The sequence below is a fragment of the Paenisporosarcina quisquiliarum genome, from assembly GCF_027563315.1.
GTDB classification, from domain to species: Bacteria; Bacillota; Bacilli; order Bacillales_A; family Planococcaceae; genus Paenisporosarcina; species Paenisporosarcina quisquiliarum.
On record NZ_JAMKBJ010000001.1, the window covers coordinates 181,444 to 196,953 of the forward strand.

The 15,510-nt window shown below is 38.8% G+C and carries 15 protein-coding genes and 1 riboswitch; of the genes, 14 read left to right on the forward strand and 1 reads right to left on the reverse strand.

What is annotated here, in order from left to right:
- Window positions 1-6: 6 nt before the first annotated feature.
- From resB to M9R32_RS00940, 7 genes are all read left to right on the forward strand, one after another.
- On the forward strand, window positions 7-1,662 hold the full coding sequence (gene resB / locus M9R32_RS00910; RefSeq protein WP_269924860.1) for a cytochrome c biogenesis protein ResB: 1,656 nt from the start codon (window positions 7-9) through the stop codon (window positions 1,660-1,662).
- Window positions 1,659-2,843, forward strand: a complete 1,185-nt coding sequence (ccsB, locus tag M9R32_RS00915; protein WP_269924861.1) for a c-type cytochrome biogenesis protein CcsB — start codon at window positions 1,659-1,661, stop codon at window positions 2,841-2,843. The genes resB and ccsB overlap by 4 nt, the downstream gene beginning before the upstream one ends.
- Window positions 2,844-2,943: 100 nt before the next feature.
- Window positions 2,944-3,660 carry a response regulator transcription factor gene (locus M9R32_RS00920; protein WP_269924862.1) on the forward strand — a complete coding sequence of 239 codons (717 nt, stop codon included), beginning with the start codon at window positions 2,944-2,946 and terminating at the stop codon, window positions 3,658-3,660.
- Entirely contained in the window at window positions 3,653-5,434 is a 1,782-nt protein-coding gene (locus M9R32_RS00925; RefSeq protein WP_269924863.1) for an ATP-binding protein, read from the forward strand. The genes M9R32_RS00920 and M9R32_RS00925 overlap by 8 nt, the downstream gene beginning before the upstream one ends.
- Before the next feature lie 45 nt (window positions 5,435-5,479).
- Complete coding sequence (gene sigX / locus M9R32_RS00930; RefSeq protein WP_269924864.1) at window positions 5,480-6,022, forward strand: RNA polymerase sigma factor SigX; 543 nt, start codon at window positions 5,480-5,482, stop codon at window positions 6,020-6,022.
- Entirely contained in the window at window positions 6,009-7,238 is a 1,230-nt protein-coding gene (locus M9R32_RS00935; protein ID WP_269924865.1) for a hypothetical protein, read from the forward strand. The genes sigX and M9R32_RS00935 overlap by 14 nt, the downstream gene beginning before the upstream one ends.
- Before the next feature lie 123 nt (window positions 7,239-7,361).
- Window positions 7,362-7,494: riboswitch (FMN riboswitch) on the forward strand.
- Between the two features lie 153 nt (window positions 7,495-7,647).
- Entirely contained in the window at window positions 7,648-8,226 is a 579-nt protein-coding gene (locus M9R32_RS00940; protein WP_269924866.1) for an ECF transporter S component, read from the forward strand.
- Between the two features lie 120 nt (window positions 8,227-8,346).
- Here M9R32_RS00940 and M9R32_RS00945 read toward each other — a convergent pair whose 3' ends face one another.
- The gene (locus M9R32_RS00945) at window positions 8,347-8,595 is read right to left on the reverse strand and encodes a ferredoxin (RefSeq protein WP_269924867.1); all 249 of its coding nucleotides are present in this window, start codon (window positions 8,593-8,595) and stop codon (window positions 8,347-8,349) included.
- Between the two features lie 108 nt (window positions 8,596-8,703).
- On the opposite strand from M9R32_RS00945, the gene M9R32_RS00950 reads away from it, so the two are divergent.
- The 7 genes from M9R32_RS00950 to M9R32_RS00980 all read left to right on the forward strand — a co-directional run bounded on the left by M9R32_RS00950 (window position 8,704) and on the right by M9R32_RS00980 (window position 15,503).
- Entirely contained in the window at window positions 8,704-9,741 is a 1,038-nt protein-coding gene (locus M9R32_RS00950; protein WP_269924868.1) for a YpbB family protein, read from the forward strand.
- On the forward strand, window positions 9,738-11,189 hold the full coding sequence (locus M9R32_RS00955; protein ID WP_269924869.1) for a RecQ family ATP-dependent DNA helicase: 1,452 nt from the start codon (window positions 9,738-9,740) through the stop codon (window positions 11,187-11,189). Before M9R32_RS00950 ends, M9R32_RS00955 begins: the two co-directional genes overlap by 4 nt.
- Before the next feature lie 73 nt (window positions 11,190-11,262).
- A complete protein-coding gene (locus M9R32_RS00960) occupies window positions 11,263-11,910 on the forward strand; it encodes a LysM peptidoglycan-binding domain-containing protein (protein ID WP_269924870.1) in 648 nt (215 codons plus the stop codon).
- A 74-nt stretch (window positions 11,911-11,984) separates the two neighbouring features.
- A complete protein-coding gene (locus M9R32_RS00965) occupies window positions 11,985-12,614 on the forward strand; it encodes a CBS domain-containing protein (protein WP_269924871.1) in 630 nt (209 codons plus the stop codon).
- Between the two features lie 75 nt (window positions 12,615-12,689).
- Window positions 12,690-13,454 (forward strand): metallophosphoesterase, encoded by a 765-nt coding sequence (locus M9R32_RS00970; RefSeq protein WP_269924872.1) that lies wholly within the window; start codon window positions 12,690-12,692, stop codon window positions 13,452-13,454.
- Window positions 13,455-13,543: 89 nt separating this feature from the next.
- Window positions 13,544-14,464, forward strand: coding sequence for a MerR family transcriptional regulator (locus M9R32_RS00975; protein ID WP_269924873.1), 921 nt, complete (start codon window positions 13,544-13,546; stop codon window positions 14,462-14,464).
- Window positions 14,465-14,531: 67 nt separating this feature from the next.
- Window positions 14,532-15,503: a YpdA family putative bacillithiol disulfide reductase gene (locus M9R32_RS00980; RefSeq protein WP_269925106.1), complete on the forward strand. Its 972-nt coding sequence runs from the start codon at window positions 14,532-14,534 to the stop codon at window positions 15,501-15,503.
- Window positions 15,504-15,510 lie beyond the last annotated feature (7 nt).

Consider the following 15,510-nt stretch of genomic DNA (forward strand, 5'->3'; position numbering starts at 1 on the left):
AATCATATGAACAACATCATTTGTGCTTGTGGGCATGAAAATCCAGAAGGAACAGTGCTATGTGGGAACTGTGGTCGGCCCCTCACGAAAGAAGCCAAAGATTTAAAATTAGCGGACATGCGTTACGAAGGTTCGGCAAGACGTTCGCAAACCTACAACAAGTCGATCATCGATAAAATCTGGAACTTCTTCTCAAGTGTGAAGATCGGTGTAACCATCATTATCATGATTTTGGTGGCAGCTGCAATTGGAACAATCTTGCCGCAAGTTCTTTATGTACCCGCATCAACAGAAGCGGATATTGCTGCTTATTACGAAAGAGTATATGGGACATTCGGAAAAATCTATTACGAATTGGGCTTATCTGACTTGTATGGCTCCTGGTGGTTCCAAACATTAATTGGAATGCTTGGAATTTCGTTAATAGTTGCAAGCTTGGACCGTTTTATTCCTTTATACAATTCTTTGAAAAAACAACGCACAAGAAGACATGAAAGCTTTATGAAACGTCAACGTCTTTTTGCTCTTGGTGAAAGTGTAGGCCAAGAAACGTTAACAAAAAGTGAAGCTAAATTAAAAGAGCTACGTTATGACGTTAAGAGAGAAGACGGTGCACTGTTAGCAGAAAAAGGCCGTTTTTCCAGATGGGGTCCTTATGTCAATCATGTGGGTCTTATTATTTTCCTGTTCGGGGTTATGCTTCGTGCACTGCCCGGATTTTATGTGGATGAAACGATGTGGATCCGCGAAGGTGAAACACGTGCTATTCCAGAAGCGCCAGGTTATTACCTTGAAAGTAAAGATTTCATTCTGGAAACCTATGATAAAGAGCAAGCGGATGAAGTATTCGGCGATGCCATTGAACGTGTAGGTACGATTGCATCCAATTATCAGACGGATGTCGTTTTATACAAAAAACCAGAATCTGCTTTACCTGGTCAAACTGAAAATCTCGAAGAAGTGAAAAAAGAATCCATTCAGGTCAATAAGCCCTTGAAATTTGATGGCTTTGCCGTGTATCAAATGGACTTCCGGTTGGATGAGCTAAAAACAATGCATTTTGTTCTTTCAAACAAAGCGACAGGAGAATCATTAGGGGACTTGGCAATAGATTTAGTTAACCCCGAGACTACATATGATTTAGGCAATGGTTCTTCTGTTAAATTGTTAGGCTATTATCCTGATTTTTCTGGATTTGAAAATGGAGAACCACAAACCAAGTCTCCAGTCCCGAACAATCCAGCTTTTTTAGTGCGAATGACAACACCTGAAACTCCTAAAGGTGAAACCAGTTTTGTTGCGATTAAACAAACAGTGGAACCACTTGGAGAAAATGCCTACAAACTAGAATTCCAGAATGTAGATACGCGTGATGTTTCAGGATTGACGATTCGTAAAGACAAAACATTATGGATCTTGGCCTTAGGTGGACTGATTTTCATGATTGGAGTGGCTCAAGGCTCATACTTCAATCACCGAAGAATATGGATACATGAAACAAAAGATGGACAGTTTGCTGTAGCTGCCCATACAAATAAAAACTGGTTTGCAATTAAAAAAGAGTTGGATCAGGTAACGGAAGCTGCTCAATTGCCTCTGTATAAGGATCAACAAGATTCTGAATCTCAAGAGCTCAAAAAGGATGGTGAGAAATCGTCATGACACTCGTCTCGATAAGTGGGAATTTATTGTTTGTTGCATTTATTTGCTATTTGATTGCAACACTATTTTTTGGTGGAGCTGTAAAAGGCTCAAAGCCGGAAACATCCGATTCTGAAAAGCGATGGGGACGTATCGGAATTATTGTTACGATTGTTGGTTTCATTGCAAATTTGGCTTACTTCATCACACGTTGGATTGCGGCTGGACATGCGCCAGTCAGTAACTTGTTTGAATTTACAACTGCATTCGGCATGATGGTTGTCGGGGCTTTTATTTTAATCTATTTTATTTACCGTACACCATCGCTTGGGTTGTTTGCCTTACCAATTGCCATTATCATTATTGGCTTTGCAAGTATGTTCCCACGCGATATCAATCCATTGATACCGGCATTGAAAAGCTACTGGTTAACGGTCCATGTTATTACTGCTGCACTCGGTGAAGCTATTCTAGCTATCAGCGCCGTTGCAGGATTAATTTACTTGCTGAAGAATGTAGACGTGACGAAAAGATCTAAGCAAAGTTTTTGGTTAGAAGCTGTCATGTTCACGCTAGTATTAACACTAGGATTTGTTGCATCAACTACAACATTCAGCGTAATGGATTATGAAGCAAAATTTAGTTATGTGGATAAAGAACAAAAAGACCAAGAAATTACGTATAACACACCGCCTATATTTGGAATGAATGAATACAAGGCGTTAACACCTGGAACAATGACACCGCTGGCAGAAATGCCACCACTAGTTAATGCAAAGAAATTAACGACGGTTACATGGTCATTATTGTTTGGGGTAGTCCTGTATGGTCTTATCCGACTGATCATTCGCAAACCAATCGCTGCTGTTCTGAAACCATTTGCCCAAAAAGCAAATTCTCAGTTAATGGATGAAATCGGTTATCGTGCAGTGTCAATTGGTTTCCCTGTGTTTACATTAGGGGCATTGATATTCGCAATGATCTGGGCACAGGAAGCATGGTCCAGATTCTGGGGATGGGATCCAAAGGAAGTTTGGGCCCTCATTACCTGGCTATTCTATGCAGCGTTCCTGCATCTTCGTTTATCGCGAGGATGGCATGGAGAGAAATCTGCATGGTTGGCTGTTATCGGCTTCATTATTATTATGTTTAACTTAATTGCCGTAAACTTAATTATTGCCGGTTTACATTCTTACGCATAAATAGACAAGCCTTTTCCTTCCGGGGGAAGGGCTTTTCTTTCATTTTAGAGCTTGTAATTGTACAATAATGGATAGAGATAGGACGAAAGGGGTTACCACAATGTCGGAACATATTGCTGTATTAGTGGTAGATGACGAAGACCGCATTCGTCGATTATTAAAAATGTATTTAGAGCGTGAAGGATATGAAGTGGACGAAGCTGAAAATGGAGCCATGGCATTGGAAATGGCACTTGAAAAAGAATATCACTGTATCGTGCTTGACGTGATGATGCCGGAAAAAGACGGTTTGGAAGTACTTGCAGAACTTCGTGAACAGAAAGCAACACCGATTCTTTTATTGACGGCGAAGGGCGAAGAAGCGAACCGGGTTCAAGGGTTTGAACTAGGAGCTGACGATTACATAGTAAAACCATTTAGTCCGCGCGAAGTCGTTCTTCGTGTGAAGGCTGTATTAAGACGTTCCGTGACAATTTCACCCATTTCATCAACTTCTTCTTCAAAAGATTTAGTTGTATTTCCGCATTTAACGATTGATCATGACGCACATCGTGTTACTGCAGATGGAACAGAAGTGAACTTGACCCCAAAGGAATACGAGCTTCTATACTTTTTGGCGAAATCACCCGATAAAGTTTTTGATCGGGAACAATTGCTGAAGGAAGTGTGGCATTACGATTTCTTTGGTGATTTGAGAACAGTTGATACCCATGTAAAACGATTACGCGAAAAACTGAACCGCGTTTCTGAAAAAGCGGCCAAAATGATTGTGACGGTTTGGGGAGTAGGCTATAAATTCGAGGTAGTCAATGAATAGAATATGGAACAGCGTTGTCGGGAAGCTATGGGTAACCATATTGCTTCTCGTTTCGTTTGTATTGTTTATCATTACAGTTTTGATGTTGGAGTTTTTAGGCAACTATCATAGCGAGCAGGCCGAAGCTTCTTTAAGACAGGAAGCGAGTACAATTGCCACGATTGTAGACGACCATGAAAATGTGGATACGTCACTCTTTATCATTTCGGATATACTCGGGCCAGAAACAAATGCTCTGATTGCAAAGGAGCCTCGTGAAGTGTCACTGGCTTTGCATGAAGGAGAAAATGGCGAAGAAATAAAGTCACAAATCATGAATGATCAAACTCTCGGGAAAGTATTTGAATCGTCACAACCGATTTTAAAAGAAATGATGCTCCCTTCCCTTCAGAATAAAGATCAAATGGAGTCTTTTATCGTATTGGCTTCTCCATTAAATGTTGAAAATGAAGTCCATGGAGCCGTATTCATTTACCAAAGCTTGGACGTTATACACGAGACTACAAAAGAAACGACGAATATCGTTTTTCTTTCGGCTTTTATCGCATTTATATTGACGACTTTTTTTGCTTTTTTCCTTTCTACCCGTATTACATCACCACTGCGGAAAATGCGTGAAGCTGCTTTTGAATTATCCAAAGGAAACTTTGATACAAAATTGCCAGCACATCAAAATGATGAAATTGGCCAGTTGGCAAATGCATTCAACCAGATGGGAAGACAATTGAAGCACCACCTGGAAGTGATCAATCAAGAGAAAGAGCAACTGTCCAGTATTTTAACGTCCATGACAGATGCGGTTATCACATTTAATCGTGATCATACAATTTTATTGAGTAATCCTCAAGCGGAGAAAATGTTGCAAAAATGGTTTTTCCGTATGGGAACGAACAATGGTCAACCCATCCCAGTCGAAATGGACCATATGCTTGACCATGTCCTTCATCTGGAAGAAGAAATTAATGAAGAACTGGAGATGGAAGGCAGTTACTTTGCCATATCAATCAGTCCATTGTATAGCGGCGATTCCATCAGAGGAGCCGTTGCTGTATTGCGGGATATGACTGAACAACACCGTTTGGATCGATTGCGCTCTGACTTCATCGCCAATGTTTCACATGAACTCAGAACGCCTATTGCGATGTTGCAAGGGTATAGCGAAGCAATAATGGATGATGTTGTGTCGACAGAAGAAGAACGAGACGAAATGATTAAAATTATTTATGAAGAATCTCAACGGATGGGACGTCTGGTAACCGACTTGCTGGATTTAGCAAGAATGGAATCAGGACGGATGCGACTTTATAAAGATAATGTCGCCATTGCCCCAGTAATCGAAAGGATTACACAGAAATTTGCACAAGTGGCGAAGGAATCACATATTACGTTGAAATTCGAATCTGCTGTTTCTAAACTGTTAACTGCAGAAGTGGATGAGGATCGAATTGAACAAGTTTTGACCAATCTGATAGATAATGCGATTCGCCATACTCCGAATGAAGGAAAAGTATCGGTCCGTGTCGAACAACACAATGCATTCGTGAAAATTAGTGTTGAAGACACAGGTTCGGGAATTCCGGCCGAAGATTTGCCGTTTGTCTTTGAACGATTTTATAAGGCAGATAAATCGAGAACAAGAGGAAAAGGTGGAACTGGTTTGGGTCTCGCTATTGCAAAAAATATGGTAGAAGCCCACGATGGCGCGATTAACGTTCAAAGTGAAGAAAATATTGGAACCAATTTTACTTTTACATTACCAATAAAAAAGATGTAACTTTTTATTGATTGTAACGACTAATTTTATGAACGGGGGGAGTTCATGAATGACTCCGTTTTTCATCGGCTTTATGACCAATATCATCAGGACGTTTTTCAGTTCTTGCTGTATATGGTTAAAAATAGACAAACAGCCGAAGATTTAATGCATGAAGTATATGTTAGGGTTTTAAAAGCATACAGCAGATTCGAAGGGAAAAGTTCCGAAAAGACTTGGTTATTTTCCATTGCAAAAAACGTTGCGATTGATCATTTTCGAAAGTCGTCAGTACGCAAGCGTCATGCTTTTGACTTTTTTGATTGGGAAAAACAAGAGTTAAGATCCAATGAAGCTTTACCTGATGAATTAGTCGAAATGAATGATGAAATGAAACAATTGCTAGAAGCATTAGATGAATGCACAGGCGATCAGAAAATGGTCATCGTTATGCGATATTTCCAGGATTTATCCATTACGGAAACTTCACAAGTCCTTGGTTGGACGGAAGGAAAAGTAAAGACCACACAGCACCGCGCAATCCATAAACTAAGGGATCGCTTGTCAGGGCATTCGGATAGGAGGCAAGTTCACGATGAGCAACAATAAATGGAGTGAACAGAAGATTGACGAGTTACTTAGCCAAGTGCCCCAAATACATGATACACGTTCCAAAGACGAAGTATTTAAACGACTGCAACAGGATCCAAGACTGGCTGATGTCAAAAAAGAAAAACGTATACAGTGGATTCCACCAGCTGTAGCAGTCGCTGCAATGGTAACATTGACTGTGCTTGTTGCAAGTTTTATTAATAATCCCCAACAAGCGGAAAAGGCTACGTCAGATATGGCAGTCACTGAAGAAGGTTCTGCTGACATGGCTGAAGAAGAAACTTTTATGATGAAAGCCACAGAAACGGAAGAATCATCACCAGCAAGCAATCAAGGGATTAATAGTTCTGAGAAAACCTCGACTATGCTTGTAAATCAAGATTCACTTCTTACAGCTGTGTATCCTGCTGACACGAAAGATTATACCGTATTTCATATTGGGATGGTATCCGATGATGCAATCGTCGTACCGTTAACAGTACTTATTCCAAATCGGAAGATTGTGAATGAGTTTGGGGATGAAAAGCCAACAAGTCTTGATTTATACAATCAATATGCTGCACAATTAGTGGAACCAGCACTGGGATTCGCTGAGTACCACCCTTACGTGGGACAATTTAGTGAACAACAAAATCAATTGATTCATAAATTACCATCCAAACATGATTACGATTTATCGAGTGCTACCATTAACTCGTATGACGAATCGATTATGGAAACGTTTTATGGATATAGCCAGGTCGAATTCCAAAATGAAGATGGAAGTCAAGCGTATTTTGATCAAGTCGGCTCTAAGAAACCTGAACAATTGAGGAGTGGCAACACGTTTTCAAGTTATTATCTGTATACAAACAAGCAAGGGAAACAATTCTTAGTACCCAATTTGAATAAAACTCATTCGGACATTCAAGTTGCTATGACAGAAATGAAAACTGCGCAAAGTGATTATCTAAAAAGTGTAGTTCCAGAAGGTGTCGATTACGAGGTTCGTGACGAAGACGGGACTAATCATATACGGTTTACACAGCAACTGAACTTGGAACAGATGGACCCGCAAGTAGCTTCTCACTTAATCGAAGGGATTTTATTGACAAATGGAAGCTTCGGCGACGAAGTTCAGTTTGAAAATATCGTACCTTTAAATTGGAATGGATTCGATTTCACTAAGCCTGTCCCAAGTCCGATTGGAGCGAATAAATACATTTGGGAATAAATTTATAACTGTTTCTAAATAATTGTTGAATCAAAAATAAAAATAAAAAAGAACCATTAGTAGGCTCAAGTAGTTTACAAATGGTTCTTTTTTTCTTATAGTATACAATGTAAGTTAATAATGATTCATCTTCGGGGCAGGGTGAAATTCCCGATCGGCGGTAATAGAAGATTTTTTTCTTGAGCCCGCGAGCCGTAAGGCAGGATTTGGTGTGATTCCAAAGCCGACAGTATAGTCTGGATGGGAGAAGGTGAAGGTGCGGTCGTTTTTCGTTCTGTCATTTAACGAGACGCCTATTTAAGTGCGCCTTTCTACTCCCTTGAGCGATAACGGCTTAAGGGATTTTTGATGGGACAAAACGGACGAACTTTTCTTCTTGTGGAGTGAATCGACAAAAGGAGAGAGTTTTATGAAGAACAACAAATTACGTGTCATGATTGCCGTAGCGATGTTAAGTAGTATTTCATTTGTCTTAATGCTATTTAATTTCCCGTTACCTGCTTTACCACCTTTTTTAAAAGTCGATTTCAGCGATGTGCCAGCGCTTATTGCAGCCATTACGATGGGGCCTGTTGCTGGTATTCTAGTTGCACTTTTTAAAAACGTTCTATATTGGTTTTTCAGTGGTAGTCCGACAGGTGTTCCGGTAGGGGAAATGGCCAATTTTGCAACGAGCATTTTATTCATGCTTCCGGTTTATGCGATTTATCGTAAAGTTTCAAATACTAAAGGTTTGGCAATTGGCCTATTAGTCGGGATACTAGCCATGGCAATTGGAATGAGCGTGTTAAATTATGCGGTATTTTTACCGATGTACACGTATTTCTTGAATATGCCAGCACTTACCGGGTCAGCATTGCGTGATACCATTGTGCTAGGAATTTTACCATTTAACTTAATTAAAGGGTTGCTGTTGTCTGCCATCATCATTGTATTGTTCAAAACGATGAAATCATGGTTGGATAAACAACGAGCTCAATTCTCATAATAATAATTAATAATAGGCTTGGATAAAGAATACTAGATATTGATAAAGTAACGAAAGAGTATTTTTGTTAACAAAGCCAGGAATATAAAAAAAGCTGCGAATCAAATTCGCAGCTTTTTTCTATTCGTATTTTAATGCGTCTCCGTCAAATGATTCTTCGGCAACTTTGATTGAATCCGTTGGGCAGCCTTCAAATGCATCTTGCATATCTTCTTCTAGTTCGTCTGGAACTTGAGTAGTTCCCGTGTTATCATCTAAAATAACAAAGGCAATGCCTTCATCATCATAATCGTAAATATCAGGTGCAGCTGCGCCACATGCGCCACAAGCGATACAAGTATCTTTATCTACAATGGTATACTTCGCCATGTTAAAACCTCTCCTTTTTCTCCGTTCGCTTGAAAAAGCTTTCGTATTTATTCTAATCATGTTTTCCTCAATTTTCAACCTAAATACTAATAAATTGGAGGAAGTCTGTTGCTATTCCAACAAATCATCTTACATATAGTCGATCAAATGAACGAAGAACGGTCAATTTCGGCCCCTTTTCATTTAATCAGAGGCAAACGATCCGGGCAAACAATACAAGATGTGAAAATCTATCGTCTGACAAACTACTTTTCTCTTTTTCCGAAACTTACAAAGACAGCCTATGATAATCACGTACAACAAATGATTCAATCAAAATGGTTAGTCATTGACGAGAAGGGTATTCCAAAGCTGACAAGCTCGGGAAAAGTAAAGTTGTTGAATATGCCTCAATTAAAGTTAAATGGCTGGTTATATAGAGGCAATGAGCGCATTTTCTTTCAACGTCTGTCTTTAGTCACTCAAACACTATCACATGTACACGCAAAAAAATTGTCATTTACACCCATTCAAAAAGATGAAAAATTACAACTTTGGGTCCGTCAGTTTTTACAAAATTTCTCTTATAAGTCTGAAGAGTTCATTAATCAATATCATCAAGAATTGCTCAGTGTGTGCCAATCGGACAAGCTTTCAAAGTTTCATTTAATTATACTAAGTCACCGGTTGACTGGATATGGTGTGAGCGGTGTAACATGGCAACAATTATCCCATGAATTGCAGGAAGATGAAATTGATCTTCAAATTCTTCTACAAGAAAGTTTACATATACTACTTGATGAAATTTCTATCAGGCCTACCTTGAGTATTTTATCGAGTATGACAGAGGGCATCAAGTCATCAACACCATTAACTGATTCGGCAAAGAAAACATCAGACCTTTTCGAAAAAGGCTATACGTTTGAACAAATCAGTTCGATTCGTCAACTAAAAGAAAGCACAATCGAAGATCATTTCGTAGAGATGGCGATGAATGGCACATTATTTTCTGTAGAGTTGTTTTTTCCAAATGAGGATGTTGCGTCATTGTTGCACGATATTAAAAAATTTAAAACCAAAAAATTACGGACGTTAAAAGAATTATTTCCTAATCATACGTACTTTCAATTAAGATTGCTTTTGGCTATCGGAGGGGATTCGAATTGACTTCACATCTGGAGAAAGTATTATTTGATAAATTTGGTTACAGCGCGTTCAGGCCGGGTCAAAAAGAGATAATCCAAAGCGTTTTAAATAAAGAAGATGTCCTTGCTATTTTACCGACAGGAATGGGGAAGTCACTTTGTTATCAGATGCCGGGATATCTTTTACCGTATAGTGTCATCATTATTTCTCCATTGCTTTCCCTGATGCAAGATCAAGTAGATCAGTTGAAAAAAATGGGGGAAAAGAGAGTGGTCGCTATGAATTCATTTTTGACGCCTCCTGAAAAAAATGCACTTTTGCAGAAATTGGATACATACAAGTTCATTTTTTTATCACCTGAAATGGTGATGCAAGAACAAGTGAAAGCAAAACTCCAGACAATGCCCATTTCCCTTGTTGTTGCAGATGAAGCACATTGTATATCACAATGGGGATTTGACTTCAGACCGGATTATCTGCGACTAAGCGATTGGTTATCCTTCAAAGGACGCCCACCAGTTTTAGCTTTAACGGCAACTGCTACACCAAAAGTAATAAATGATATTACCACTCAATTAAATTTGAAGACGCCTTCGATCCATATTCAATCACTAGACAGACCTAACATTAGATATGAAGCGCTTGAAGTCGATTCTCAGGAGGATAAATTCGAGCTGATTGCAGCACAAATTAATCAGTTTTCGGGTCCAGGTATCATATATACTCAGTCACGGAAAAAAGCAGACGAATACGCCCTTAAATTAAGTACTATGGGCATACGTATTGCCTCCTACCATGCAGGGATGGAGCATGTTGATCGGATGTTTATACAACAGCAGTTTTTAAATGGGGAAGTTGAATGGGTATGTGCGACCAATGCCTTTGGAATGGGTGTACATAAAGATGATGTCCGTCAGATTATTCATGACCATTTTCCATCTTCAGTTGCCAATTATGCCCAGGAAGTCGGTCGAGCGGGAAGAGATGGTCTTGATTCACTGGCCACACTGTTTTTTACTCGCGATGATGAAGATCATTCAATATTCGTGGCTACGAACGATTTTCCAGACGAATCACATGTCAAGGTGTATAAAGAGTTTCTGCAAAATGGACAACATCCGGGTCAGTTAGTGGAGATGGGCTTGTTATCAGAAACACATGTCCGAATCTTGACCTATTGGTTACCGCGCAAATCAGCCGAAGAGACGATTAATATATTGCACCAATTAAAAAGGCAAAAGATCGAGCAAATCTATTTAGTGAAAGAAATTCTCACAAATACTTCTTGTATTCGACAGCAAATCATTGAAGTTTTTGGGCAGAAACTGAACGAAAGACCAGATAATTGTTGTTCAAAGTGCGGGTTAATTAAAGAAGAAGTTGTTAATCAATCAAAAAAGCACGAAAATCAACGAATCATACAAACATGGGAAAAACGAATTTCAGCATTGTTCCAACGAAACGATTAGAGGTTTGTTTTACTTTTTCTCCAAATTTCGTCATAATAAATACAGATGAAAAGTAGAATAGGAGTTTACAGCTATGAATAAAGATGATTATCAAAATAAAATTGAAGAACATCGTAAACCCATACAATTAAATGGTGATGAAAAACTGATTACACGCACTTCCAGACGTTCAACTAATGTGGCTCCTAAGAAGAAAAAAGAAAAACGTAACCTATTGTTACCCATCTTGTTCTTATTCTTTATTTTAATTCCCGTTTCTTTTCTAATCTATGTATTTGCATTTTACGAGCCGAACGCAAACGAAACAACCGTTCTCGACGAGACTCAAGTTCAATATGAACAAAATGAAGAAGACATTGCGAGTGAAGAAGATTCTGTTGATACAGAGTCTGAGGTATCTGCTGAAGAAAACACGAATACAGAGGATTCAGAAGTTACAACTGAAGAACAATCTCCCGAAGAGTCTTCCAAAGAAGAAGGAACAGAGACAGAAGTTGTTGAAGAACAAACTGAACAAGACACTGAATCATCAGAGGTAGAAGAACAACCAGAAGCTGAGCAACCAACATCTTCAAACACGCATGTCGTTCAACCTGGCGAAACACTTTACCGTATAGCGATGAATTATTATAATTCGCCAGATGCTGTCGAAAAAATCAAATCTGCAAATGGACTTTCATCAAACTCGATTTCAACTGGTCAAACATTGATTCTTCCATAAATTTTGTATGATAAAGAGGATACAAGTGAGTTTTGTAGAATAGGTTAGTATTCAAGAAAGATTGAGGTGACAGCATGTTTGCTAAAAGTGTAATGATTCCAAAAGAAAAGTGTATTTCAATTCAAACATCTGAGTCGGTGCAAACGGCACTGGACATATTGGAGAAAAATCAAATCGATGCACTGCCAGTATTAGAAAATGGTCTTTATAAAGGCATTTTGAATCGATATATTGTGTACCGTGCATTTTATTTCAGTGGTCTTAATAAAGAGGACTTTCTCGCTAGCACGTCATTAATGGATGTTGTGACACGGGAAGAAATCTATTTGTCCATCGATGACGTTTTTGAAGACTCTTTACTGCAACTCAATGATTTTCCAATTATAGCGGTAGTAGAAGAAAATCGCTTTTTAGGACTTGTTACTCGCTTCGATATCATGGACCAATTCAGAAGTGCTTTTGGTATGGATCGACCTGGCGTTCGTATAACATTTACATCTGTTGAAACTGAGGGACGTATTGCCCGAGTTGGAGACATTATTCAAAAGTTCCATGAATCCGTAATTTCATTAGTGACATTTGATGAATCAGACAAGTTATTGCGACGTATTGTATTAAAGATCGAGAAACGTGATAACATACAAAAATTTTTAAAAGAACTCGACCGATCTGGATTCCGCGTATTGCATATGGAAGAAGATTAATCGACTTAAAAACTTTCAAACATGAAAGGGGAAGGGGAAACCCTCCTCTTTTTGTTTTGAATCAGAGGTGAATATATGCGTTATTTGGCAACGATTTTAGGTATTGCTTTATGTATACCAGTCATCATGTTTAGAAAAGCTTTTGAGACGAATATTCGACAGCAAATTATTGAATTGGAAAGTTATAAAGATCGAAACCCTTTTCGTCTGTTTTTTATTTCCGATATTCATCGCAGGAAAATCACAAAGGATTTAATCGAGGAAGTCGGTACTGGTATACAAGCGGTCATAATTGGTGGTGACCTGGCTGAAAGTGGTGTGCCTTTGGAACAAATTGAACATAATATCAATCAACTTGCTAAAATCGGTCCTATTTATTATGTATGGGGAAATAATGACCGTGAAGTGGGTGAGCACCATATTCGAAAATATATTCAAAATGTTGATGGAACGATTTTAGAAAATGAAGCAATTCGTATAAAAACGAATGCACATCATCTTTGGATTGTCGGCATTGAGGATGTCTCTTCAGGAAGAGCGGACATTAAGAAAAGTTTTGAAAATGTACCGGATAATGATCCGATCATCTTTCTTTCGCACACACCATTTGTCTTTAATAAAGTAAAAAACCAATATAGTCCTGATATATTATTAGCTGGTCATACACATGGTGGCCAAATCAGATTCGGCAAATGGGGCTATTATGAAAAAGGAGCTTTGATACAAAATCGAGATGATTTTACCTTGATCAGTAATGGTTTCGGAACAACTTTTGTACCTTTCAGATTTGGTGCACCAGCAGAGTGTCACATCTTGACGATTAGACATAAAGAGGTTTAAATGTTCTCGCAGAACATATACGACGTTTACAATAACTCTTAACTTTCCTATACTGAGAGCAAAACATAAAGGCTAGTGGAGGGGAAAACATGCAAAACGACCTGGATAATCAAGGGAAATATAACATGAAGGCAGTTTCAACGATGGTCGGTATTTTGCCAGGAACGCTTAGAGCATGGGAAAGGCGCTATCAAATGATTGCTCCCGTGCGAAATGAGGCTGGTCATAGGTTATATTCGGATAACCATGTCCGCAAATTAAAATGGCTGACTCAAAAAGTAAATGACGGATTTACAATCAGCCAGGCAATTTCACTTTTGGAGCAAGAACAAAAAGTATCAGCCAGACCATTTAATGACCAGGCTGAAGACAGAGTATCACAACTTCAACAGGATATTCTGCACGCGTTTCTTCAGTTTGATGAGCGAACGGTTCAGGACTTGATGAATGAAGCTTTCACGATTTACACGATGGATAAAGTGTTAATCGATATTTTGGCTCCACTTCTTTTGCAAATAGGCAACATGTGGGAAGATGGAAAAATTACTACTGCGCATGAGCATTTTTCTACGTCTATTTTAAGATCTCGAATAGGTGCGGTGATGCATGCATATCCTCATAATGGCATTCTTCCAAAAGTAGTAGCTGTTTGTGCTCCAGGAGAATGGCATGAATTGGGCTTATTAATCTTTACTTTATATATGAGACGTAAAGGCTACGAAGTAATTTATTTAGGAAGTAGTATTAAAGAACATGATATTGAAGTAGTGCTTGAAACGGTCAAACCCCGCTTTTTATTCATGTCCTGTACAATGACGAATAATCTCTCCAGCACTCTTGAATTAACCTTATCGCTCGAAAAAGAATTCAGTAATTTAGTGGTGGGACTTGGTGGTTCTGCGATTGATTCGATGAATGATGAGGATAAGCAGAAATTCCATCCAAACATTCTCGGACAAAGTATGAACGAGTGGGACCATTGGATTGAAGAAAAAACGTATGCGAATTAGTTGTATAGTTCGGTTTGTTCTCCTATCATTAGATAGGAGATTTTTAATATAGAGGAAGTGTAAAATGATGGAGAAAGTGGATGCAATTATTGTGGGCGGGGGTCCTTGTGGTTTGGCCGCTGCAATATCTTTACAAAATATCGGGCTTTCACCCGTCATAATCGAAAAAGGGAACGTTGTGGAAGCAATCTACAAGTATCCGACACATCAAACTTTTTTTAGTACAAGTGAAAAACTGTCGATCGGTGATGTGCCGTTCATTATTGAGGGACGCAAACCTAAGCGAAATCAGGCACTTGTTTATTACCGAGAAGTCGTAAAAATGAAAAAGTTAAATGTCCACCGATTTGAAACCGTAGAACGGGTCGAGAAAATAAAGGACATTTTTAAAGTACATACAACAAAATCCATTTATGAAACGGCTTATGTTGTAATCGCCACTGGGTATTATGACCATCCAAATATGCTTGGTATACCTGGAGAAGAGTTACCAAAAGTTAGTCATTATTTTAAGGAAGGGCATCCTTACTTTGATACGGATGTCGTTGTTATAGGCGGTAAAAATTCAAGTATAGATGCTGCTTTAGAGTTAAATAAAGCAGGTGCTAGAGTAACTGTCGTCTACAGGGGAAGTACTTATTCAAGCAGCGTAAAACCTTGGATACTGCCTGAATTTGATGGTTTGGTACGCAACGGAGAAATTACAATGCTTTTTGAATCCCATGTCGAAGAAATCGGTCAGGAAGAAGTCCGAATTCGAATGAAGGATCAAGTCATCACCCTTAAAAATGATTTTGTTTTCGCAATGATTGGTTATCACCCGGACCATGAATTCCTTCGTCAAATGGGTGTTCACATAGACGAAGCATCAGGCCGACCAAAGTTGAATGAATTAACTATGGAATCTAATATTAAAAATTTATATATCGCAGGCGTCTTGGCAGCCGGTAACAATGCTAATGAAATATTTATTGAAAATGGACGGTTCCACGGTGAATTAATTGCCGATGCGATAAAATCAGAAAAAGCTGCCGATTAAAGGCAGC